The sequence below is a fragment of the Bacillus sp. (in: firmicutes) genome (genome assembly GCA_017656295.1).
GTDB lineage: Bacteria > Bacillota > Bacilli > Bacillales > JACDOC01 > JACDOC01.
Map to the genome: position 1 here is coordinate 21,780 of JACDOC010000016.1, position 21,710 is coordinate 43,489.

Sequence of the window (21,710 nt, forward strand, 5' to 3'; positions counted from 1 at the left end):
GTAGGAGGAGGACATCAAAGTGGCTGAAATTAAAGTACCTGAGTTAGCAGAATCTATTACGGAAGGAACTATCGCCCAATGGCTAAAGCAACCAGGGGACAAAGTAGAAAAAGGTGACTACGTCGTTGAGCTAGAAACAGATAAAGTAAATGTCGAAGTCATTTCCGAAGAAGCAGGTGTGCTACAAGAAATCTTGTTCCAAGAAGGGGATAACGTAAAAGTTGGGGATGTTATTGCCATTGTTGGCAAAGGCACTGCATCCACACCTTCAGCTTCAGTACCGGAAAAAGAGGAACCGATTCAACAAGTGGAAGAACCAAAAGCAGAAGTGAAAGAAGAGCCGGCAGCAAAAGAGCGCCCAATCGCTTCTCCTGCAGCAAGAAAATTAGCACGCGAAAAAGGAATTGATTTGTCACGAGTTCCAACGGTAGATCCACTTGGACGAGTTCGTAAACATGATGTAGAACATTTTGCTAATCAGCCTGTCCAAGCAGTTCAACCAACTCAAGCAACCCAGCAACCGTCTGCGCCTAAACCGCAGGTGGAACATGGGGACAATAAACCAGTTGAACGTATTCGTATGTCTCGTCGCCGTCAAACAATTGCGAAGCGTCTCGTCGATGTACAACATACCGCAGCCATGTTAACAACGTTCAACGAAATTGATATGACGAATGTCATGGAACTTCGTAAACGTTACAAAAACAAAATATTAGAAGAATATGATGTACGTTTAGGATTTATGTCCTTCTTTACAAAAGCGGTTGTTGCTGCATTGAAAAAGTATCCGTATGTAAACGCTGAAATTCAAGGCGATGAAATCGTATTGAAAAAATACTATGATATTGGTGTAGCCGTATCTACAGACGAAGGATTAGTAGTACCGGTAGTCCGTGACTGCGATCGTAAGAACTTTGCTGAAATCGAACGTGATATCGCTGAACTTGCTCAAAAAGCTCGTAACAACAAACTCGCCTTAAGTGATTTACAAGGTGGCACATTTACCATTACAAATGGTGGAGTATTCGGCTCCTTACTGTCGACTCCAATCTTAAACGGCCCACAAGTCGGAATTTTAGGTATGCATAAAATTCAACTACGTCCTGTAGCCATTGATGAAGAACGTATCGAAAACCGTCCAATGATGTATGTGGCCCTATCTTATGACCATCGCATCATCGATGGAAAAGAAGCAGTTGGATTCTTGGCGAAAGTAAAAGAGCTATTAGAAAACCCTGAACAACTCTTGCTTGAAGGCTAAAATAAACAAAAAAACGCCTATTTCCTACTAGTGGGAATAGGCGTTTTTATTGAAGCCATAGTCTATTACAGGGGACAAAAAGTCAGTTGTTAGAGTATAAGTGTCAAAGTTAACACTTTTAAAATTTTTATAAAGTTAAAAAAGTTGACTAAAGGAAACATTTTGGTAAAAGTTGAATACTTTAATAAAAAGTAAAGGAGAATGAACCATGAGTAAACGTATTCAGAAAAAAGTTATGTTGTATAGTACATTACTTCAACAGCTAGGAATGTTAAAAGAGGAAGATGTGAAGGATTTGATGAACAAGTGGGGAATGTCTGCAAATAAATAAAAAGCACATATAGTGGTCACTATATGTGCTCCAATGATCTTAGCGGCGTTTTTTAAAAGGATTTAATCCTCGTTTTTTTATTTCATCTTTCAAAAGCTTGATCCACATCCGGTCCTCACCATTTTTTTGTGCGTCTCGGTAAGCTGCGACAAGTTGCTCATTGCTCATAATTTTCATGGAAGAACCTCCTAAGTAAAATATTCTGTATTTTCTATATATTTTATATAATTATGCAGTTTTGTGAAAGGCATTACGCAAAATTTTTTGTTAAAAATCTAGAAATCTTAACATTTTAAAACTAATTTAGTAAATTTAAGATATTACAAGAAAGAGTGTAGAACGTGACAATAAAAAAGGGGATCCTACAAGGAGCAATTGTTACGAAAGAACGTATAGTGCAAGATTTAAAACAACTAGGATTAAAAAAAGGTATGACAATCATTGTCCATTCTTCCCTTAGTTCCCTTGGCTGGGTGTGTGGGCGAGAAAAAGCCGTCATCGACGCGATAATGGAAGTGGTTACCGAAGAGGGGACGATTATCATGCCTGCTCAATCGGCGGACAATTCCGATCCTCAATATTGGCAAAATCCTCCTGTTCCACGGGATTGGTGGGAAACTATACGAAATTCGATTCCACCTTTTGATCCAGCGACAACTCCGACATGGGGAATCGGCCGGATTGCCGAAGCATTCCGTACTTATCCAAGTGTTCTTCGAAGTGCGCATCCCATTCATTCGTTTAGCGGTTGGGGAAAGGAAGCGAGTGCCGTATTAGCAAGCCATCCACTTGACTTTTCGCTTGGTGACGAATCTCCACTTGGCCGTTTGTATGAGCGAGATAGTTATATTTTATTGTTAGGTGTTGGGTACGATTCTTGTACGGCGATGCATTTGGCTGAGCACAAGCTTCCGAATCGGAAGATTGAAACACAATCGTCAGCTATATTGGAAAATGGTCATCGCGTGTGGAAAACGTATCAACTTATTGAAATGGATGATGAACAGTTCCCAGCCATAGGAGAAGCATTTGAAAAAAAGGCGTCTATTTCCGTAGGTAAAGTTGGATGTGCGAAAGCAAAACTCGTTCCGTTACGCCCGCTTGTCGATTTTACTTTTGAATATCTAATGAACAAACATACATAATAACAACATTTATTTTGGAGAATGGTCTACAGGCACGTATGTAAAGGTTTTTAGCGTGCTTGTTTATAATGTACAAAAATTCGGAAAAGTATGATAATATTTAATTAGGGAAATGATGCTCCAAAAATTTCGGACAAAGGGGGAAGAACAGGTTGTCAAAAGAATGGAATGTAACGATCGGTCAACTGTTAGCTCAAAAAGCGGAAGCTCACCCGAATCACGAGGCGGTCGTGTATCGTGACCGTGGCTTAAGGTGGAGCTATCGTGAATTTGATTTGCTTTGTCGCCAAGCTGCAAAAGGATTGATGAAATTAGGAATTGAAAAAGGCGAACATGTAGCGATTTGGGCAAGTAATGTACCGGAGTGGCTGATTTGCCAATTTGCCACAGGAAAAATGGGAGCCGTTCTCGTTACGGTCAATACGAACTATCAAACGGCAGAATTAGAATATTTACTCTCCCAGTCTGATTCCACCACGATTATCCTTCTAGAACAGTATCGTGATTCTTCCTATATTGATATGCTATATTCAATTGTACCTGAGTTAAAAACCGCAACGCCAGGTCAACTTCACTCAAAGCGACTTCCTCATTTGAAAAATGTCATCGTCCTTGGTGACAATAAATATCCAGGTACATATCAGTGGGGGGACGTTTTAGCGCTAGGAGAGGATGTAGCGGATGAAGCGCTCGACCAACGAATGGACACCCTTTATCCAGATGATGTCATTAATATGCAATATACTTCTGGTACGACCGGTTTTCCAAAAGGAGTCATGCTCAGTCATTCGAATATTATTAACAATGCCTATAACATTGCCCAATGTATGAAGCTAACCGAACAAGATCGATTATGCATACCGGTTCCATTTTTCCACTGCTTCGGTTGTGTGCTCGGTACGTTAGCTTGTGTAACAGTTGGAGCAACGATGGTTCCAGTACAAGAGTTTCATCCGAAAGAAGTTTTGCAAACGGTACAAGACGAAAAATGTACCGGCCTTCATGGAGTACCAACGATGTTTATCAGCGAATTAAATCACCCTGATTTTGACCAGTTTGATTTATCCTCACTTCGAACAGGCATTATGGCAGGTTCTAACTGTCCAATCGAAGTGATGAAAGCAGTCATGGAAAAAATGGGCGCAACCGAGATTACGATTGCATATGGACAAACGGAATCCTCTCCAGTCATTACTCAAACACGGACAGACGACCCGATTCAAATTCGAGTAGAAACCGTTGGTCGAGCGTTACCAAATGTGGAAGTGAAAATTGTGGAACCAGGTACGAACAAAGAGGTTCCACGTGGGGTACAAGGGGAATTATGCACAAGAGGATACCATGTGATGAAAGGATATTATAAAAATCCAGAAGCAACAAAGGAAGTAATCGACGAAGAGGGCTGGCTGCATACAGGTGACTTAGCTGTGATGGATGAGCAAGGATATTGCCGCATTACTGGTCGTTTAAAAGATATGATTATCCGTGGGGGTGAAAACATTTATCCACGAGAAATTGAAGAGTTTTTATATACCCATCCAAAAATTTTAGATGTCCAAGTAGTTGGAGTACCAGATGAGGTATATGGAGAAGAAGTGATGGCATGGATTATATTAAAAGAAGGGGAAGAAGCAACTCCAGAAGAAATAAAAGAATATTGTCGAGGAAAAATTTCTCGACATAAAATTCCACGATATATTGAGTTTATCGACCAATATCCAATGACAGCTTCTGGGAAAATCCAAAAATATAAATTGCGAGAAAAAGCGGTACAACTATTTAGAAAATCCAATTAACTCATTATTTAAAAGGAAGCTTTATATTGAGAAAGCTTCCTTTTTACTTTATAGTATTCTATAAGAATTTTTTGAAAAATAAATTAACAATAATAATGTTATGTAAACAAAATGATGAAAGGAAGAATAAGCAATGAAAAGGTCCGTCTATTTATTTGTATACGGAACGCTTCGTAAACACGAAAGGAATCATCATTACCTAAATAAAGCGAAAAAGCTTTATGACCAGGCTTGGGTTTATGGTACCCTATATGATACAGGATTCGGTTATCCAGCATTGTCGTTAAACGGGAATGATCGAGTGTTTGGAGAACTATTTGAACTTTCTATTGATGATCTACCATTCATTGATCAGTTAGAAGATTACCATCCTGCTAGAACCGATTCATTATATACGAGGGTAACGGAGCAAATTTGGACAGATGATGGTCCCGTTGAAGGGGTTGTTTATGTAACGACAAATAAGTCGATAATGAAAGAACGTATTCCAACTGGTGATTGGAAAGTTCATCAATTTTTATTAAAAAAACCGGACTTTGTTTCCTACTTTGCTTATGGGTCGTGTATGGATCACGAACGATTTCAAAAAGCGAATGTCGATCATTTTTTTCAGCACGTGATTGGCACTGGACGTTTACATAATTATTCTATGAAATATACGTTTCCTGTCGAAGACGGTGGACGTGCTGATATTGTCGAAGATGGGGGAATAACAGAAGGAATTGTATATCACGTTCCATATGAAGGAGTTAAGTATTTATTTGAACGAGAAGGGGTCGAACTTGGATGGTATCGGCCAGCTTTTGTCGATGTAACCATCAATGGGGAACAACATGTAGATGTGTTAACATTTATCGTAAATAACAAACAGAACGAGACATGTCCACCGGTACATTATGCACGAGAGATTTTGAGAGGTGCTTATGGATACGTTAGTGCAGCTTATATGAAACAGTTAAAAGAAAGGTTACATTCATTAGGTATGTCAATGGATCAGATCGAACAGCTTATATAAAGTGATAACTTTAGTCATAAAAAAATGAACAAAGGGCTAACTTTTAAGTAAGCTGACTGTTAGCCCTTTGTTGGAACATTTTCCTCAATAATTGGAAAAAATCGTCCCATAATCCCAATCGCTTTAATCAGCATTTCTTTTCCGTCCATCGTTTCAAACCGTTGTTCAATCGTAGAAAAAATTAAATAGTCTTCATTTATATTTTTTCCAATTTCTAATAAAGGAAACTTTTGTTCATTTGTGTTCGTATATGAACACATGACACTTCCTTGACATTCGATAGAATAGCGGTTGTAGCGCCACTCCTCATATTGATGAACGGATGGGCGTTGCACGGTTAAAAAAACCAGTACACTAATGAATAGGACATACATGAATGGAGCGAACTTTCTCATTCCATCACCTACTGCATTTGATGTATGTATCCGGTATCTATTACACCAATTCGAAAAATATCGACATTTTTAGGGGGTGTTCGAGCTATCCTATTGGTCCTATATTAATAGACGATCGATAGTGAAAAAAGTTTCGCAAAAGTAAGAAATTTTTTCGCAAAAAAACCGTTCGGCACCATGTCCGAACGGTTCTTCTCAGCAATGTCAAATTAATGTTTTAAACTTACCCAAACGCTCTTTACTTCTGTATAGTTGTCTAGTGCATAGGACCCCATTTCTCTTCCGATACCTGACTGTTTATATCCACCGAATGGGCTCGCAGCATCAAATACATTATAACAGTTCACCCAAACGGTTCCGGCACGCAGTTTGCTGGCAATATAATGAGCTTTCGCTACATCTTTGGTCCATACCCCAGCTGCTAAGCCGTATTGCGAATCATTTGCCCGAGCGATAAGCTCGTCAAGATCTTCATAAGGCAAGGCCGCAATAACAGGACCAAAAATCTCCTCACGAGCAATGGTCATATCATCTCGGACGTCAGCAAATACGGTAGGGGAGACGAAGTACCCTTGGTCACTTGGTTTATCACCACCAACGAGTAACTCAGCTCCTTCTTCAATTCCTTTTTGGATATAGTTTAAGACACGAGATTGTTGCTCTGCTGAAACAAGTGGCCCAATTTCTGTATCCGGATGAATGCCTGCTCCTTGTTTCATCGATTTCGCGTGGGAGACCATATCAGCCACAACGTTATCAAATTGGTCTTTCGGGATAAAGACACGAGAACCGGCACAGCAAACTTGCCCTTGGTTAAACATGACCCCATTAAAGGCACCTGGAATTGCCTTTGATAGGTCGGCATCCGGTAAAATAATGTTTGGTGATTTTCCACCTAGTTCAAGCGTGACTCTCTTCAATGTTTTTGCTGCCCGCTCCATAATGATTTTTCCGACTTCGGTCGAACCTGTAAAGGCAATTTTATCCACTAGAGGGTGATCAACTAATGGTTGTCCTGCCGTTTCCCCAAAGCCTGGAACAATATTGACCACACCTTTAGGGAAGCCTGCTTCCTCAATTAGTTCTGCTAAATAGAGTGCTGATAGCGGAGTTTGCTCTGCTGGTTTTAACACCACTGTACATCCCGTTGCTAATGCTGCCCCTAATTTCCACATGGCCATTAGGAGTGGGAAGTTCCATGGAATAATCTGTCCAACCACACCGACTGGTTCGTGGCGAGTATAGTTAAAATATGTTGGATGCACTGGAATCGTTTGTCCAACAATTTTCGTTGCCCATCCCGCATAATAGCGCATATGTTCAATCGCAAGTGGTAAATCAGCGTTTAACGTTTCGCGAATAGGTTTACCATTATCTAATGTTTCGAGCTGAGCTAATGCTTCTTTATGTTCTTCCATTAAATCAGCTAGCTTGTACATTAAGCGGCTTCGCTGAGCTGCGCTCATTTTGGACCAAGGACCTTCATCAAACGCTTTACGAGCGGCTTTTACCGCAAGATCAATGTCTTCTGGACCAGCTTCGTAAACCGTTGCTAACGTTTCCCCAGTCGCCGGGTTTGGAGTGTCAAACGTTTTTCCTGTTTTACTTTCGACCCACTCCCCGTTAATATACAGTTTTTTCGTCCCTTGTAAAAATTTTTGCACCTTTTCATTCACATTAATCATTAATTGACTCATCAAAATCCTCCTTTTTAAGGTTAATAGAATAGAAGGTTTGCAACTAGTAAATCGTGATGAGGTGCAAAGTTGAAAATCTTGTTGAAACCGCTTCCGTATCTAATGGTAACAACTGTAAAGTTTTCTATCAAGAATAAAAAATCGAAAAATAATGACAAATAAATCGCTTATTTTACAAAAAGAAAAAACATTCACGTGTTTTTAGGATATTTTTTGACTAATACTGTTAGATGATGTCGAGATTGTTCATCTACCACTGGCTCCTTATTGATTCGAGAATGATTAATCCATATACTATTTATAGGCAACGATAGAAAAGGAGTGATCGAAATGATTCATTTATTATGGCAACAGGCACCAACGTTGAAAAAAGTAAAATGTGTACATACAGATGCGAAAAAATTTATTGTGAACAACATGCTGACGGTTGGAAAAGAGTACGAAGTAAAAAATGAAACGGACGAATTTTATTTTATTGTAGACAATAGTGGAAAAGTAGGGGGCTATTACAAAGAATATTTTGAAGAAATTCGATAAGCTTGGGAAACCAAGCTTTTTTAAATTTTTTCAGTTTTTTATTTGACAACATCTTCACCTCCCCATTAAAGTATAGGAACAAAGAATAAATGATGGGGGTATCATTACCGATGGGGGAATCTTTTTTATGGGAACTTGTCGGTGAATATGGTTATTTAAGCATGTTTCTTATCAGTTGGGTCATTTTTTTTGGTTTTCCATTACCAAATGAAGTTGGAGCGGCTTTTACGGGAATGTTGACTACGGTCTATGATTTTAAACCAGTATATGCTTTTTTAAGTCTTTATGCAGGGGTGTTATCATGCTCCATCTTTGGGTATATGGTCGGCCGATTACTCGGAACTCGGGTGGTTGATCGAATCCAACAGCGAGCATCCGAGCGGTACTTCTATCGAGCGAAAATATGGTTACAAAAAAGGTATGGTCTTGGTATTGGATTTAGTTACTTTGTTCCGGGGGTTCGGTTACTTATGCCATATTTAGCTGGCGCCATGAACGTTTCGTTTATTCAATTTTTTATGGTCACAACGGTTGCTTTATTTTTGTGGAGCAACATCTATTTTCAAGTCGGAAGAGTCTTTCCGACAGCATTTAATGAAATCATCGATTACTTGGTTTGGACGATTTGTATTGTTGGTATTATCGTGATTCTGTTTATTAGACGAAAAACTATTCAAAAAGGGAAAAAAACATTCGTCTCAAAGTGACTCGCCACTTGCTCTTTTATTTTTGTGAAGATGCACGTATAATAAGACTAATTGATGGGAATTAACGGAGGATGTGGACGTATGTTTGATGAAAGAATGGCACTCAAAATTCGACTAGAACAAATGGCGGATTCGGAAGAACGTATATTACGTGAATTCCGTCAAGAACGAGAAATGATTTTTAAACGATTACGAGAGTTGGATCAAGCAGAAAAACAAACAGCCCATTATGTCGTTTCAACAGACATAGAAGCAAATGAACAAGTAAGGAAAACGACCGTTAGAAATCGAAGCGAGCGGACGGCTCTATTGCGAGAGACAGCTCTTGAAGTGTTAAAAGAAAGTGAAGGACCCCTAAAAGGTGCTGACTTGAAACGGGAAGTTGAGCAACGGACGAACGAAAAAATTGCGAATATGACGACCTTTATGAGAGCGTTAGAGAAAATGCATCCAGAAGTAAAAAAAGTGGATCGAGGAACATACACAATCGTAGACGAAGCACACACATTGTAAAAAGATGTGTGTGCTTTTCCTTTTACATCATCGTTTCTAAATCTTTTATCAATAACTCTTGATGGTCACTTGGTTCAACTTGTTTTGCTAGAGAATAAGCTTTTTTAAAAGCGGCTTTCGCTTCTGGAATTAAATGAAGTTGATAGTAGGCTCGTGCCAATGCTTCAAAGGCATAACCGAGATAAAAGGGAGTTAATCCACCTTTTTCACTAATTTCTATACATTTTTTCGCGTATTCGAGTGCGATTTCAGGTTTCCCAATAGTAACATATACCCGTGACAATTGCCAGTACCCGATTGACAAATGCTCGGCTGTATGGTTTTCTACTTCCGTCCAATGTAGAAATGAAGCATGACATAAATGAACCATTCGTTCGTTATCTTCTTCTGTACGATTCTCTTTTTCGAGTAAGTCCCAAACGTTATTAAAATATTGAGCGGCGAATTCGCGATGGGCCAGTGGGGTTATCGTCTTATTTTCAGCCATATTCGACACCTCTTCTAAAAATTATGAATACTTAAATTATACAAAAAATAAGAAGGCAAGTAGTCGTTTCCAAGAAAAATAAACAAGGTTTCTCCATTTCTATTTCGACCATTAATTTTGAAATGACAACTCATCAAGAAGAGAATGGAATTGGAATTGCGAAAACATTGCCATGAAAGCGTTCTCCCTATTACAATAACAGTCGTATGATTTCGAACGTAACTGGGAAAGGATGACACATACATGATAAAGTTGCCACAACAGCTCGAACAAATGATAAATGAACGCAAATCGTTATGGAAAGATGTTGATCAACATTTAATAGGAAAAGGTGGGTATACACCTTCTAACGAATCGATCTTATATGATGCCTTAACAGCTCTTTCCATTGGTAAAAACGTATTATTGAAAGGGCCGACCGGTTCCGGAAAGACGAAATTGGCGGAAACGTTATCGGCAATTTTTTCACAGCCAATGCATTCCATTAACTGTTCCGTTGATTTAGACGCTGAAGCGTTGCTCGGATATAAAACAATCGTTGAGAAAGACGAAAAAACAATGATTGAATTTATTGAAGGACCCGTCATTCAAGCGATGAAAAAAGGTCATTTATTATATATAGATGAAATTAATATGGCCAAGCCAGAAACGTTACCAATCCTAAACGGGGTTCTCGATTATCGCCGGACGATAACGAATCCATTTACAGGAGAAGTGGTAAAAGCCAGACCGTCCTTTGGAGTGATTGCCGCGATTAATGAAGGATATGTGGGCACGGTTCCGTTAAATGAAGCGTTAAAAAACCGTTTTGTAGTCATTGACGTTCCGTACATTCAAGGTGATGTCTTAAAGCAAGTATTAAAGGAACAAAGCATTCAGCAAGATGATCGGCTGTTAACGAAATTTGTTCAATTATCAAATGATTTGCTTATCCAGGTTACGAACGGTCAAATTTCAGAGGAGGCAGCATCGATTCGCGCCCTTCTTGATACGGTTGATTTAACGGTTTACATGCCACCTTTACGTGCGATTCAACGTGGAATTATAGACAAGTTAGAAGACGAACGAGAAAAAGCGGCCATCCGGAATATTGCCGAAACGATTTTTGATTGAGGGATGTCCGATGAATCGATTTATTCAGTTTAACGACGAAAAAATAGATTCTTTTTTATTTATGCAACTAGCTGATTTAGCAAAAACGCTAACGAAAAATCCGAATATGGAAGTGGAATATAGTGTTCAATCGTATTTAGACGTAATCGGTGAAAAAATCTTCGTCAGCCACTTTTGGGACCATCGCTCGAAAGAAGATACGGTCGCTGGATTGAAAAGTGATGTGTTTTTACGCGCGATAGGCAGCTTCTATCACACTGACTTTCAAGAAGTGATTCGATACATCGAACTAATTAAACAAACGTCAATCCCGCGTTTTGCGAAACAATTATTTATGCTGGCAGAAGATACAAGGTTAGAAGATATTTGTATAAAAAAGCGTCCAGGCACGAAAAGCGTTTTTTCAAAACGGCGGATGATGTATAAAAAACATTTTGAAACACAGCTAAATGTCAATTTAGTAAAAAGTGTGTATACGGATGCTCTGTTTAACAGTTTATTTGGAATGATTCATGCAGAGTCACCAACGGAAGAGCCCCCATCGATTTCAGAACCATTAGACCGTGTCATTCCATTTATTCGCCATCAATTATCGAGAATTTTTGAAGCGGCGCATACAAGGGACATTGTTCACATTTGCATAGAACTAGTGGAAGTATTGGACGAGTTACTCGAAGAAGATATGTTGAATGAGTATTTTCACTTACCGGAGAACGTCTACCATGACGAAGAAGGTCTTGATTACCGCGATTTAAAACGCCAAGATCCACTGCAAAATTGTGATTTTCATGATAAGAAAAAAGACGGTGATGAAACGGTATTTGATGAAGAAATGCGGACATGGCATCGGGAAACGTCCGACCTATCAAAAACGTTTCTCCAATTCGATTTAGATCAAGGGACCCAATCTGATTTACTCGGTGAAGGGGTCCGTGAAGGAGACGAAGGGGACCAAGCGTTAGGCGTCGTTCAAGGTTCCGCTCGTCAATCCGTGAACAACGATTACACTTCTGCGGAAGCGACGGTGATGAAAAAAATGGACCGTTTAGGAGGAAGTGAGTCGTACGGAAAAGAGAACAAATATGCGGTTCCTATTTTTGTCGAGCCGACACTCTCAACGACGGAAGACAAGCGTCATTACGAACAAATAAAAAAAGACATTCTCACCTATCAAAAGAAACTGAAAAATATGATTGAGAAAACGCTTGAGCATAAAAAAATACAGCCGCGCACCGATTTGCACATGGGACGGTTAAATAAAAAACTTGTTCGTTTCTTTACAGATAAAAACCCTCGACTGTTTTATAAAAAGCATGAACCGTCGAATGAAATTGATGCAGTGTTTACGTTGCTTGTTGATTGTTCAGCTTCCATGTACGATAAAATGGAAGAAACGAAACGAGGAATTGTTTTATTCCATGAAGCGTTACAATCATTAAAAGTTCCTCATGAAATCGTCGGTTTTTGGGAAGATACAAACGACGCAACCGAAACGTATCAGCCGAACTATTTTAAACATGTTATTTCATTTCAAACGTGTTTTCAAAGAACAATAGGTCCAAAGGTCATGCAGTTGCAGCCTGAAGAGGACAATCGCGATGGATTCGCCATCCGACTAATGACGGAGCGACTATTAAAGCGATCAGAAAAACAAAAGTTTTTACTCGTTTTTTCCGATGGAGAACCTGCCGCCTTGGGGTATGATCAAAACGGAATAATTGATACTCATGAAGCGGTTATTTTAGCCCGTAAACAAGGAATTGAAGTAATAAACGTTTTTTTAGCAAATGGAGAAATTGATGAAGGACAAAAGACAACCATTCAAAACATTTATGGAAAATACAGCATCCTCGTATCCAACGTAGAACAACTTCCGGACGTATTGTTCCCGTTGTTAAAAAAATTACTGTATAAAAGTATTTAACCTGTAGTGTATAAAAAGGAGGGGTACGGATGGAACGGTTACGCCAAATACTTAAGCAAATTGACCATAAAGGGTACAAAGCGTATAAATCGATTCAAGGGACGTATCGCTTTCCACAATATGAATTAGCCATTGATTATGTACAAGGAGATCCGTTTGCCAGTCCTTCTAAAATTCGAATCATTATCCCATGGGAACAGACCATCCTTACGAGAGAAGATACCCTTACCCGAAAACGAACGATTCATATCGAAGACTATATAACAAGACAAATTCATCGGGCCATTCAACGTGTCGGGAAACAGGTAAACGGATCAGGAAAAAGCGGACTTATTTGGATCGATCCGCCAGGCCAAGAAGTATTAGAGACAACGGCAGTTACGATTTCCCCCCGTTATCTAACCGTCTGTCTTTCCATCGGTTTACCGGCTCGTGGGCGTACCGTTCTTGGTAAAGAAGCAGAACGACTGTTGTTTGAACAACTTCCAACGGTGTTACAACAAAGTGTTTTTTCCCTGAAGCGGGAGTCGATTACATCTGTTATCCACTTGTGCGATCAGCAAGCAGCGATAAGGGAATATATGAAAAAGCATGGACTCGTGGCCGTTATTGGAAACGGCGCCATATTACCACGTGAAAGCGGAGTAAGTGATCGTCCATTAAAACAGGGAGCGGTTCCTTTTCAAAGTCCAAAAGAATTAGAGGTGGGCATTCCCGTTCCTCATCAACAAGAACCGATTCGGGGGATGGGGATTCGAAAAGGAATTACGTTAATCGTAGGCGGGGGATTTCATGGGAAAAGCACATTTTTGAAAGCCCTTGAACGAAGTGTTTACGATCATATCAAAGGGGACGGGCGAGAATTTGTTTTTACGGACGAGCAAGCGATAAAAATTCGTGCTGAAGACGGCCGAAGTGTCCAAATGGTAAATATAAGCCCGTTTATTACTCACTTACCATTGGGGCGGAAAACCGATGCTTTTACAACTGATAACGCAAGCGGTAGTACTTCCCAAGCAGCCAACATCATGGAGGCACTCGAAGCCGGAGCGACGACACTTTTGATTGATGAAGACACAAGTGCGACGAACTTTATGATCCGTGATGCCCGTATGCAAGCGCTTGTTCAAAAGGATCACGAACCGATCACGCCATTTATTGATAAAGTAAAACAACTATATGAAGAAAAAGGTGTATCGACAATTCTTGTTATGGGTGGGGCTGGTGATTATTTTGATGTCGCCGATTGTATTATTAAAATGGAACAATACAAACCGTATGATGTAACGGATGAAGCGAAAAAGATTTCCCAAACGTACCCGACGGAGCGAAAAATGGAAGGAGGGATTTCGTTTGGTCAGATCAATGGTCGCGTCATTACGGAAACGTGTTTTAACAGTCAAAGAGGAAAAAAACAGAAAGTGGTCGCTAAAGGAAAACAGGTATTACAATACGGTTTATCGACTATTGATTTAGCAGCCGTTGAACAGCTCGTGCACCCGAGTCAAGTAAATGCCATCGGGGCCATTTTATTGTATTTAGAACGGAATAACTTGTTTCGAAAAGGATGGACTATTCCTGAAATTTTATCGTTTGTCCGTGACCAAATAGACCAGCATGGAATCCAGATTTTTTCTATGCAGAAAGGTCATCCTGGGGAACTTGTTTATGTAAGACCGTTGGAGCTTGCTGCAGCCATTAATCGATTTCGATTATTAAAGGTGAAATAAAAAGAAAAACGTCGCCTTCCCTGAAAGGAGGCGACGTTTTTCTTACAATTTATTTGCTAAAGTTTGATTTAGAAAATAAAAGATGTTCCGACGATGATGAGTAAAATAAATAGTACGACAATTAGCACAAATGTTGAACCAAGATTTAAACCGCCAGAACCATAACCTCCATAGCCATAGCCACCATAACCGCATCCAAAGCCCATCATTGATTCACCCTTTCATTTATTTTTTATTAGGTTAGTTAATAACCACATCCACAGATAAAGGCTGCTCCTACAATAATAAGGAGAATGAACAATACGACAATTAACGCAAAATTATTATCTCTTCTTCCGAAATCAGACATGAACTAGCCACCCCTTTCATTTTTTCAATGTGATAGGAAGTTATCCTTCACATTAATTACAATATTCAATGAATGGAAAAAAGGGTGGATGGTTGTCCTAATATATGAAAAAAAATAATCAAAATCTTAAAAAACGAACTAAGCCAAAGCAATAGAGGTTCTTTCTGTTATGTCAGTTTAAAGAAAAGTGTTCCTTTAAAAAAATATAATTTCACACATCCAAGTTTTTCATCAATTGCTGTGCATATTTTACATACCGGTGTAAAGAAAAAGAGGAAGTTAGATCAAAGTAAGTGACAATTTCATCCGTCGGTTTTCCTTTTAAAAGGGCGTCCAAAATGCACTGGTTCCTTAAATGAAGCGCTGAAATTTTGCGTAAGCCAGCTCGTCGAACTTCTTCTTTGATCATTTCTTGTATTCCCCGTACGGATAAATATTTTGGACAGTTTGCTTCATAGTCATATTGAAAGCTAAAAGATACATTGTTGTAGGCGACAAATAAAGGATGATCTGAAAAATAGTGTGGACGTACTTCTTTTGGGATAGAGCGATAATACGTGATTAAGTGATGATGAATTTTATCAGATATGACAAATGTCCGTGTTCTTTTTGCTGAACGAACGACGATTTCTTTTTGAGCGAAGTTAACGTCTTTCATTTTGATTTGCGATAGTTCTGTTGGCGTTAAACCAATGTATCGGACGAGGAGAACGATCGCTTGATTGCGATGTTTTAAGTCTTTACGAGCGGAGGGAACGTGATGCGGTAAATAATCCTGATCAGCGAACGAATGATACAACCGCTCAAATTCATCATCTTGGATAAAGTCATTCTTGGAGAGGGGTCTTAACGTTTCCGTATCCGTTAAATCCGTAATCTCACAACCGACATTAATCGAAAAATGGTGAAATAGACGGTTAATGACGACACCAATCCGGCGAATCGTTGCGTGCGAATAGTTTGCCTCATGTAAAGTCTGGAAAAACGATTGTAATTGATCTACCGTTAACTTGCGCATCATTGCTTCGTTTGTTTCACCAAATGTATGTTCCATCCAGCGAAAAAAGTGAAGTAAATCCGAGCGATACCGTTTGATGGTCGAAGGCTTCCGGCCTTTGCCTAGTAACATTTCATAAAAACGATCAACAAATGAAGGGGTTTCGTTCATATCCAATCCTCCTACACGAATAATTTCACGCATCCAATTTTTTATATAAATTATACAAATAAATGAAATAGTTTCCAAGGGAAAAAAGAGAAAATTTTACGAATGGTAAGCTTTCGAATCATATTTTTATTCATTGTAAGCATATATTAACAACTGTGATAAAAAGAAAAGGTTGCATTTGATGGGAATTTATTAAAAAGCCATTGTATTTCATGAGAAGAAATGGTAAAATCAGTTTAACTTAATAAGAGCTTATCAAGAGTGAACGAGAGATCGGGCTCGATGACTTCACAGCAACCTGCCATTTTGCAAGGTGCTCCAACCCGCAAAGCATTCGCTTTGGATGATAAGAACGGACGAAAACTCTTTTCCCATCATTCATGGCGAAAAGAGTTTTTTTATTTCCTCCGTTCTATCCAAATTTCATAAAGGAGGAAATGGGATGAAAGGGAATGTGGTGTTAAGGGGCTATTTGGCCAGCCATTACACAGTGGATGCTTTTGTGAGTCATGTGAAAAATTGTGTTATTCAACAGCTGAGAGAATTCGGATGTGACACAGAACTGTATTTAGATTCACAGCCTAATTTTTTTCTGTTTTACGGTCATGTGAATAATGAGCTATATCATCTGTTATTAACTCGGAACGAAGTGGATCAGTTGAAAGCAGCGGGTCCATATGCGTTAGATCGGGCGTTATGGGAGGTTATTTTCACGAGATACAATTACAATCAAAAAAAATTTTCCAGTTCCTATTTAAAGCTTGTGTTTTGTGAAACGAGCGATGATGGGGAGGGAGACATATAATGACCATTACCTCTTTTAATCATGTAGGAATTATGGTATCAGATATCCAATCATCTAAAAAATTTTATCAACAAGTGTTAGGATTAAAAGTAATGGAAGAGTTCGTTCACACGAACGGAGAATTGCATTTAGCATTTTTAGGAAAAGATAATCAAACGATCATTGAACTTATAGAAGGATACAATCCAAATCTTCCGGTTGAAGGAAAGGTTCATCATGTTGCATTTTCTGTTCAAGATATTGAAAAAGAAAAAGAACATTTGCAATCATTAGGTGTACCTCTTGTTTGGGATGACATTACCACTTTACCAAATGGGGGGAAATATTTATTTTTTCACGGTCCAGACGGGGAATGGATTGAATTGTATGAAAAACGTGTAGAAGATAATTAATGAAATATATGGGAAAAAGGCTATTGGAGAGAAAAGACATTAAAATCTCCTCCAATAGCCTTTTTAGTGGCTTAATTCGTATATTTTTTTCAATTTTTCCCGAAAGACATCGAGATGTACAAAACGTGCTTCCCGTAGCACTTCTTTTCCATCCATAAACAATATCATCACAGGTGCTGTAAAGATTGATAAATAACCAGCCACTTCAGGGACATCATCCGCATTGACTACGCCAAGTTGGATGTCCGGAAAATCTTCTAACACGTTTTTAAGTTGTGGAAACAAGGCATGACAGACACTACAATTGGTTCGCATAATGTATACGAATGAAAAACGATGGTTTGTGATGAACTGTTCTATTTGAGAGATAGAAGCTAAAACATTTTGCTCATTCAATATTAATCCTCCCTTTTATTAAAGTTAACAATACCTATTATAGTATATTTTTCATCAAAAAGATATTCGAAGGATCAGAAATAAAAATTGACATTTACGTAAGCGTAAATTAAACTAAATTCAGAATAATCAAATAAATGGTGAGCACAATGGAACAATACACAATTTCTCAACTATCCTCCGAATTTGAAATTAGTACCCGGACTATTCGCTATTATGAAGAAAAGGGACTTTTATCCCCAAAACGAACGAATACAGGGCAACGGATTTATACGAAAACTGATCGTGCTATTTTAAAATTAATATTACGAGGAAAACGATTTGGATTTTCTCTTGATGAAATAAAAGAAATGATCCAACTTTTTAACCAAGATCGTTCAGGAAAAAAGCAATTGGAAAAAACAATTGAGTACGGTGAGACAAAATTAAAGGAGGTGAACGAAAGGATAGAGGATTTAATGTACTTAAAAAAAGATTTAGAAGCAATTCTTCAAGATTTTAAAGAAAGGTTACGTCTATTAAGGGAGGGATAATGATGAATATTTCACAATTCTTAGCTCGTAATGCTCGAAAATTCCCAAATAAGTTGGCTTATATTGATGGAAGTAATTCTTTAACGTATAGCGAAGTCGATAACATCGTCAATCGGCTTGCTTCATCTTTATCGAGATTACACATTCAGCCAAATGATAAGGTAGTTTTATATTTACCCAATGGATTGGAATTTGTGTATGCCTATTTTTCTGTCTTGCGCTTAGGTGCAATCGTTGTTCCGATAAATACCCGATTAGCTAAAGAGGAAGTAAAATACATTCTCGAACATAGCGATGCAAAAGCAATCATTGCTCACCATACGTTGTCTCAACAATTAAACCCTCTCATCAACGAACTGGACCTCTTTTGGATTCATACCGGAAGTAATTCCCCACCTTGGATATCACTTGAGACGTTAATCAATGACGGCTCACCTCACTTGATTGAATGTAACCGCCATGATGATGACGATGCTTCCATATTATATACTTCTGGAACGACTGGAAAGTCGAAAGGTGTTTTATTTACCCATCGAAATATTTTAACTGTAGCAAATATGATGGTCATTGAAACAAACATGAATAAAGATAGTCGATTATTACACATGATGCCGCTTAGCCATTGTGCACCACTACATCTTTTTTTCATCGGTGGTCTGTATGTCGGAGCTACGCATGTTTTAGCCTCACAATTTACTCCAAAAGATTTTCTTCATCTCATTCAGTTGCACAAAATTACACACTTCTTTGGGGCTCCAGTTGCTTATTTACTCACTGCTAAACAATCCGATATCGATGAATATGATTTATCTTCAGTAAAGTATTGGTTGTATGGCGGAGCACCATTATCGACACAGGAAGTTCAATTTGTTCAGCAAAAATTTAAATCGGATCGATTTATGTGCCTGTATGGGTTAACGGAAGCGGGACCAAATGGGATATATTTATCACCTGAGGAACATCGTGACAAAGCTGGAAGTATTGGTAAAAATGCCGCACTACATTGTGAAGCGAAAATAGTTAATGAAAAAGGGGAAGAGGTTAAGGTAGACGAAATCGGGGAAATCGTATTAGCTGGTGAAGGAACGATGAAAGGTTACTATAAAGATCCAGTAAAAACAGCAGAAACCATTCGGAATGGGTGGCTATATACTGGGGATTTAGCCCGAAAAGATAAAGATGGATATATATGGATTGTGGACAGAAAAAAAGACATGATTATTTCTGGAGGTGTGAATATCTATCCGAAAGAAATTGAAGACGTGTTAAAAACGCATCCATCGATATCAGATGTTGCTATCATCGGGGTTCCACATCCGGATTGGGGAGAAACGGCCAAGGCGTTTGTTGTGACAAATGAGCACATTCCTAATCTCGAAGAAGAATGCAAGCGTTTTCTTGAAGGAAAAGTGGCTGATTACAAAATTCCACGTCTATTTGAAACAATCGATGAACTTCCTCGGAATGCTTCAGGAAAAATATTAAAGCAGCTATTACGTCAAAAGGAGGTAAAGGCATGAAGCCTTTAAACAAAGTTGATCCCCATTTCTTATGGAATGTAAAAAAATTAATGGATCCCAAGTTGTACGCATTTACAGAAGAAATGCTTCAAGATTTTTGGCGTAAATGTATGACAGATTTTGATCGTCGTGCTGTTCATACTGATCGTGAAGGACAACCACGGTTAATCAAATATGATCGGTTCGGTAACGATATTTCAGAGGTTTGGGTAAATGAAGGGTATAAACAAACGGTACAAGAGACTTATGCAACTGGAATTGTTGGTTATGTCCATAAATTGATTCCTGATCTCGGACAAAAAGGAAATTATGTATATTCATATGCATTAGGATACTTATTGTCTCAAGTTGAGCCCGGCTTTTACTGTCCAGTCACCTTGACGATGGCTACCGCCTATATTTTAGAACACTTTGCTGATGATTGGTTAAAAGAAAAATATTTACCTCACGTGACATCTACAGGGGACGTCGAATTATATGAAGGGGCAACGTTTTTAACGGAACGTCAAGGAGGATCAGATGTCGGAGCGAATGTAGTAAAAGCAGTACCAGAAGGCAATCATTATAAAATTTATGGTGAAAAATATTTTGCAAGTAATGCAGGAACGTGCGGAGTTGCCACCGTCTTAGCACGGATAGAAGGGGGCCCACCGGGGACAAAAGGTTTAAGCCTATTTCTTGTTCCTTGGCGTAAAGATGACGGAACGTTAAATGGTATCCACATCCGCCGTTTAAAAGATAAACTCGGAGTGAGAGCCGTTCCATCGGCGGAGGTAGTGTTTGAAGGGGCTGAAGCTTACCTAGTAGGAGATCCAACCAAAGGATTTTACTACATGATGGAGGCATTAAATTTGTCTCGTGTATGTAATGCCATAGCCTCCATAGGCATTATGAAACGCGCGTTAGAAGAATCCAAGAGTTATGCGGTAGAACGAGCGGCTTTTGGAAGAAAATTAATTCAATTTCCAATGGTTCAACAAACACTTTGTAATTTAATAGCCAGACAAGAAGTTCAAACGAGCGCTTGTTTTCAATTCATCCATTTCTTTGACAGAGTGATGAGTAATCTAAGCCAAGTAACGAAGGTAGAAAAAGCCTGGAACCGATTAATCATTGCTCTATTAAAAATGCGTACTGCAGAAGAAGCGATTACCTTTGCGCATGAGGCAATTGAAATCCATGGAGGCAATGGTTATATCGAAGATTTTATCACTCCAAGATTGTTGCGTGATGCCCAAGTGTTAACCGTTTGGGAAGGAACTGCGAATATTTTAGGGTTAGAAGTTTTAAGATTAATAAAAAAATATAATATTCATGAAACATTTGAGGAGTATATTCATAACGAATTAGTAAAACTCCCTGTACATCTACATGCACATAGACATGTAGTAAAAGAAGGGCTTCTCGAATTACAAGAGCTTCTTACTTCATTACAGAATGAAAAAGAAGAAGTATGGAGCTACTATGCAAAAAAAATAGCCAACCGAATGTGTGACATTTATTTAAGTGTGGTCGCGTTAAAAGATGCAGCTGAAGGTGGAAAGCGGTATGAAATCATTGCTAAACTATTTTTACAACATATTTGGAAAAATCGTATTTTAGAAGAAGAACGACTTTCTGAACAATACTTTTCCATTATTTTTAACCCTGAGGAAGTACCTATTTCAAAAGAATAAGTAATAAATAATATTATTATGTAAACAAAATCCTTGCCATAGAAATGGTAAGGATTTTTATTATTGAGAGTGTTTTGAATAAAAATACATAATTATGAAATTTGTGTTGCTTGCTACTGTATTTTATTATATAATTACTAGCAATTACAAAGAATAATTATTACATAATATGAATAAATATAAAAATATTTGATTTCATATTAAAGGTGGGAATATGATG

The 21,710-nt window shown here is 38.5% G+C and carries 23 protein-coding genes and 1 riboswitch; of the genes, 15 read left to right on the forward strand and 8 right to left on the reverse strand.

Going from position 1 to position 21,710, the window contains the following annotated elements; translation table 11 throughout:
- Window positions 1-19 precede the first annotated feature (19 nt).
- Window positions 20-1,261 (forward strand): 2-oxoglutarate dehydrogenase complex dihydrolipoyllysine-residue succinyltransferase, encoded by a 1,242-nt coding sequence (gene odhB / locus H0Z31_11960; protein MBO8178157.1) that lies wholly within the window; start codon window positions 20-22, stop codon window positions 1,259-1,261.
- 370 nt (window positions 1,262-1,631) lie between these two features.
- Here the strand turns inward: odhB and sda are convergent, their stop codons facing one another.
- Complete coding sequence (gene sda, locus H0Z31_11965) at window positions 1,632-1,769, reverse strand: sporulation histidine kinase inhibitor Sda (protein MBO8178158.1); 138 nt, start codon at window positions 1,767-1,769, stop codon at window positions 1,632-1,634.
- A gap of 254 nt (window positions 1,770-2,023) precedes the next feature.
- Between sda and H0Z31_11970 the strand changes: the two genes are divergently transcribed.
- The 3 genes from H0Z31_11970 to H0Z31_11980 all read left to right on the forward strand — a co-directional run bounded on the left by H0Z31_11970 (window position 2,024) and on the right by H0Z31_11980 (window position 5,548).
- Window positions 2,024-2,737, forward strand: coding sequence for an AAC(3) family N-acetyltransferase (locus H0Z31_11970; GenBank protein ID MBO8178159.1), 714 nt, complete (start codon window positions 2,024-2,026; stop codon window positions 2,735-2,737).
- Window positions 2,738-2,889: 152 nt separating this feature from the next.
- Window positions 2,890-4,533, forward strand: a complete 1,644-nt coding sequence (locus H0Z31_11975; GenBank protein MBO8178160.1) for an AMP-binding protein — start codon at window positions 2,890-2,892, stop codon at window positions 4,531-4,533.
- Window positions 4,534-4,666: 133 nt separating this feature from the next.
- Window positions 4,667-5,548 (forward strand): gamma-glutamylcyclotransferase, encoded by an 882-nt coding sequence (locus tag H0Z31_11980; GenBank protein MBO8178161.1) that lies wholly within the window; start codon window positions 4,667-4,669, stop codon window positions 5,546-5,548.
- A 59-nt stretch (window positions 5,549-5,607) separates the two neighbouring features.
- Here the strand turns inward: H0Z31_11980 and H0Z31_11985 are convergent, their stop codons facing one another.
- Window positions 5,608-5,943, reverse strand: coding sequence for a hypothetical protein (locus H0Z31_11985; GenBank protein MBO8178162.1), 336 nt, complete (start codon window positions 5,941-5,943; stop codon window positions 5,608-5,610).
- Window positions 5,944-6,152: 209 nt separating this feature from the next.
- On the reverse strand, window positions 6,153-7,640 hold the full coding sequence (locus H0Z31_11990) for an aldehyde dehydrogenase family protein (GenBank protein ID MBO8178163.1): 1,488 nt from the start codon (window positions 7,638-7,640) through the stop codon (window positions 6,153-6,155).
- Between the two features lie 330 nt (window positions 7,641-7,970).
- On the opposite strand from H0Z31_11990, the gene H0Z31_11995 reads away from it, so the two are divergent.
- The 3 genes from H0Z31_11995 to H0Z31_12005 all read left to right on the forward strand — a co-directional run bounded on the left by H0Z31_11995 (window position 7,971) and on the right by H0Z31_12005 (window position 9,397).
- Window positions 7,971-8,177 carry a hypothetical protein gene (locus H0Z31_11995; protein ID MBO8178164.1) on the forward strand — a complete coding sequence of 69 codons (207 nt, stop codon included), beginning with the start codon at window positions 7,971-7,973 and terminating at the stop codon, window positions 8,175-8,177.
- Window positions 8,178-8,287: 110 nt separating this feature from the next.
- Window positions 8,288-8,884, forward strand: coding sequence for a DedA family protein (locus H0Z31_12000; GenBank protein MBO8178165.1), 597 nt, complete (start codon window positions 8,288-8,290; stop codon window positions 8,882-8,884).
- A gap of 81 nt (window positions 8,885-8,965) precedes the next feature.
- Complete coding sequence (locus H0Z31_12005) at window positions 8,966-9,397, forward strand: hypothetical protein (protein ID MBO8178166.1); 432 nt, start codon at window positions 8,966-8,968, stop codon at window positions 9,395-9,397.
- A gap of 22 nt (window positions 9,398-9,419) precedes the next feature.
- Here the strand turns inward: H0Z31_12005 and H0Z31_12010 are convergent, their stop codons facing one another.
- On the reverse strand, window positions 9,420-9,884 hold the full coding sequence (locus H0Z31_12010; protein ID MBO8178167.1) for a hypothetical protein: 465 nt from the start codon (window positions 9,882-9,884) through the stop codon (window positions 9,420-9,422).
- Window positions 9,885-10,127: 243 nt separating this feature from the next.
- Here H0Z31_12010 and H0Z31_12015 point away from each other — a divergent pair, with 243 nt between their 5' ends.
- From H0Z31_12015 to H0Z31_12025, 3 genes are read left to right on the forward strand one after another with little or no spacing between them, the layout of a single operon-like run.
- Entirely contained in the window at window positions 10,128-10,997 is an 870-nt protein-coding gene (locus H0Z31_12015; protein MBO8178168.1) for a MoxR family ATPase, read from the forward strand.
- A 10-nt stretch (window positions 10,998-11,007) separates the two neighbouring features.
- Window positions 11,008-12,921 carry a VWA domain-containing protein gene (locus H0Z31_12020; GenBank protein ID MBO8178169.1) on the forward strand — a complete coding sequence of 638 codons (1,914 nt, stop codon included), beginning with the start codon at window positions 11,008-11,010 and terminating at the stop codon, window positions 12,919-12,921.
- Window positions 12,922-12,950: 29 nt separating this feature from the next.
- Complete coding sequence (locus tag H0Z31_12025) at window positions 12,951-14,651, forward strand: ABC-ATPase domain-containing protein (GenBank protein ID MBO8178170.1); 1,701 nt, start codon at window positions 12,951-12,953, stop codon at window positions 14,649-14,651.
- Between the two features lie 68 nt (window positions 14,652-14,719).
- Here the strand turns inward: H0Z31_12025 and H0Z31_12030 are convergent, their stop codons facing one another.
- The 3 genes from H0Z31_12030 to H0Z31_12040 all read right to left on the reverse strand — a co-directional run bounded on the left by H0Z31_12030 (window position 14,720) and on the right by H0Z31_12040 (window position 16,168).
- Complete coding sequence (locus H0Z31_12030; GenBank protein ID MBO8178171.1) at window positions 14,720-14,779, reverse strand: YjcZ family sporulation protein; 60 nt, start codon at window positions 14,777-14,779, stop codon at window positions 14,720-14,722.
- Between the two features lie 116 nt (window positions 14,780-14,895).
- Window positions 14,896-15,000, reverse strand: a complete 105-nt coding sequence (locus H0Z31_12035) for a YjcZ family sporulation protein (GenBank protein MBO8178172.1) — start codon at window positions 14,998-15,000, stop codon at window positions 14,896-14,898.
- Between the two features lie 211 nt (window positions 15,001-15,211).
- Window positions 15,212-16,168: a site-specific integrase gene (locus H0Z31_12040; GenBank protein ID MBO8178173.1), complete on the reverse strand. Its 957-nt coding sequence runs from the start codon at window positions 16,166-16,168 to the stop codon at window positions 15,212-15,214.
- Window positions 16,169-16,417: 249 nt separating this feature from the next.
- Window positions 16,418-16,521, forward strand: a riboswitch (SAM riboswitch).
- A gap of 89 nt (window positions 16,522-16,610) precedes the next feature.
- Here H0Z31_12040 and H0Z31_12045 point away from each other — a divergent pair.
- Both H0Z31_12045 and H0Z31_12050 read left to right on the forward strand, forming a co-directional pair.
- Window positions 16,611-16,973, forward strand: a complete 363-nt coding sequence (locus tag H0Z31_12045) for a hypothetical protein (protein MBO8178174.1) — start codon at window positions 16,611-16,613, stop codon at window positions 16,971-16,973.
- Window positions 16,973-17,365, forward strand: a complete 393-nt coding sequence (locus tag H0Z31_12050; protein ID MBO8178175.1) for a VOC family protein — start codon at window positions 16,973-16,975, stop codon at window positions 17,363-17,365. Before H0Z31_12045 ends, H0Z31_12050 begins: the two co-directional genes overlap by 1 nt.
- A gap of 63 nt (window positions 17,366-17,428) precedes the next feature.
- Here the strand turns inward: H0Z31_12050 and H0Z31_12055 are convergent, their stop codons facing one another.
- The gene (locus H0Z31_12055; protein MBO8178176.1) at window positions 17,429-17,761 is read right to left on the reverse strand and encodes a thioredoxin family protein; all 333 of its coding nucleotides are present in this window, start codon (window positions 17,759-17,761) and stop codon (window positions 17,429-17,431) included.
- A gap of 149 nt (window positions 17,762-17,910) precedes the next feature.
- On the opposite strand from H0Z31_12055, the gene H0Z31_12060 reads away from it, so the two are divergent.
- The 3 genes from H0Z31_12060 to H0Z31_12070 are packed head-to-tail and all read left to right on the forward strand — an operon-like array spanning window position 17,911 to window position 21,490.
- Complete coding sequence (locus H0Z31_12060) at window positions 17,911-18,294, forward strand: MerR family DNA-binding transcriptional regulator (GenBank protein MBO8178177.1); 384 nt, start codon at window positions 17,911-17,913, stop codon at window positions 18,292-18,294.
- 2 nt (window positions 18,295-18,296) lie between these two features.
- Window positions 18,297-19,814, forward strand: a complete 1,518-nt coding sequence (locus H0Z31_12065) for a long-chain fatty acid--CoA ligase (GenBank protein MBO8178178.1) — start codon at window positions 18,297-18,299, stop codon at window positions 19,812-19,814.
- Window positions 19,811-21,490, forward strand: coding sequence for an acyl-CoA dehydrogenase family protein (locus tag H0Z31_12070; protein ID MBO8178179.1), 1,680 nt, complete (start codon window positions 19,811-19,813; stop codon window positions 21,488-21,490). The genes H0Z31_12065 and H0Z31_12070 overlap by 4 nt, the downstream gene beginning before the upstream one ends.
- The last annotated feature ends 220 nt before the right edge of the window (window positions 21,491-21,710 follow it).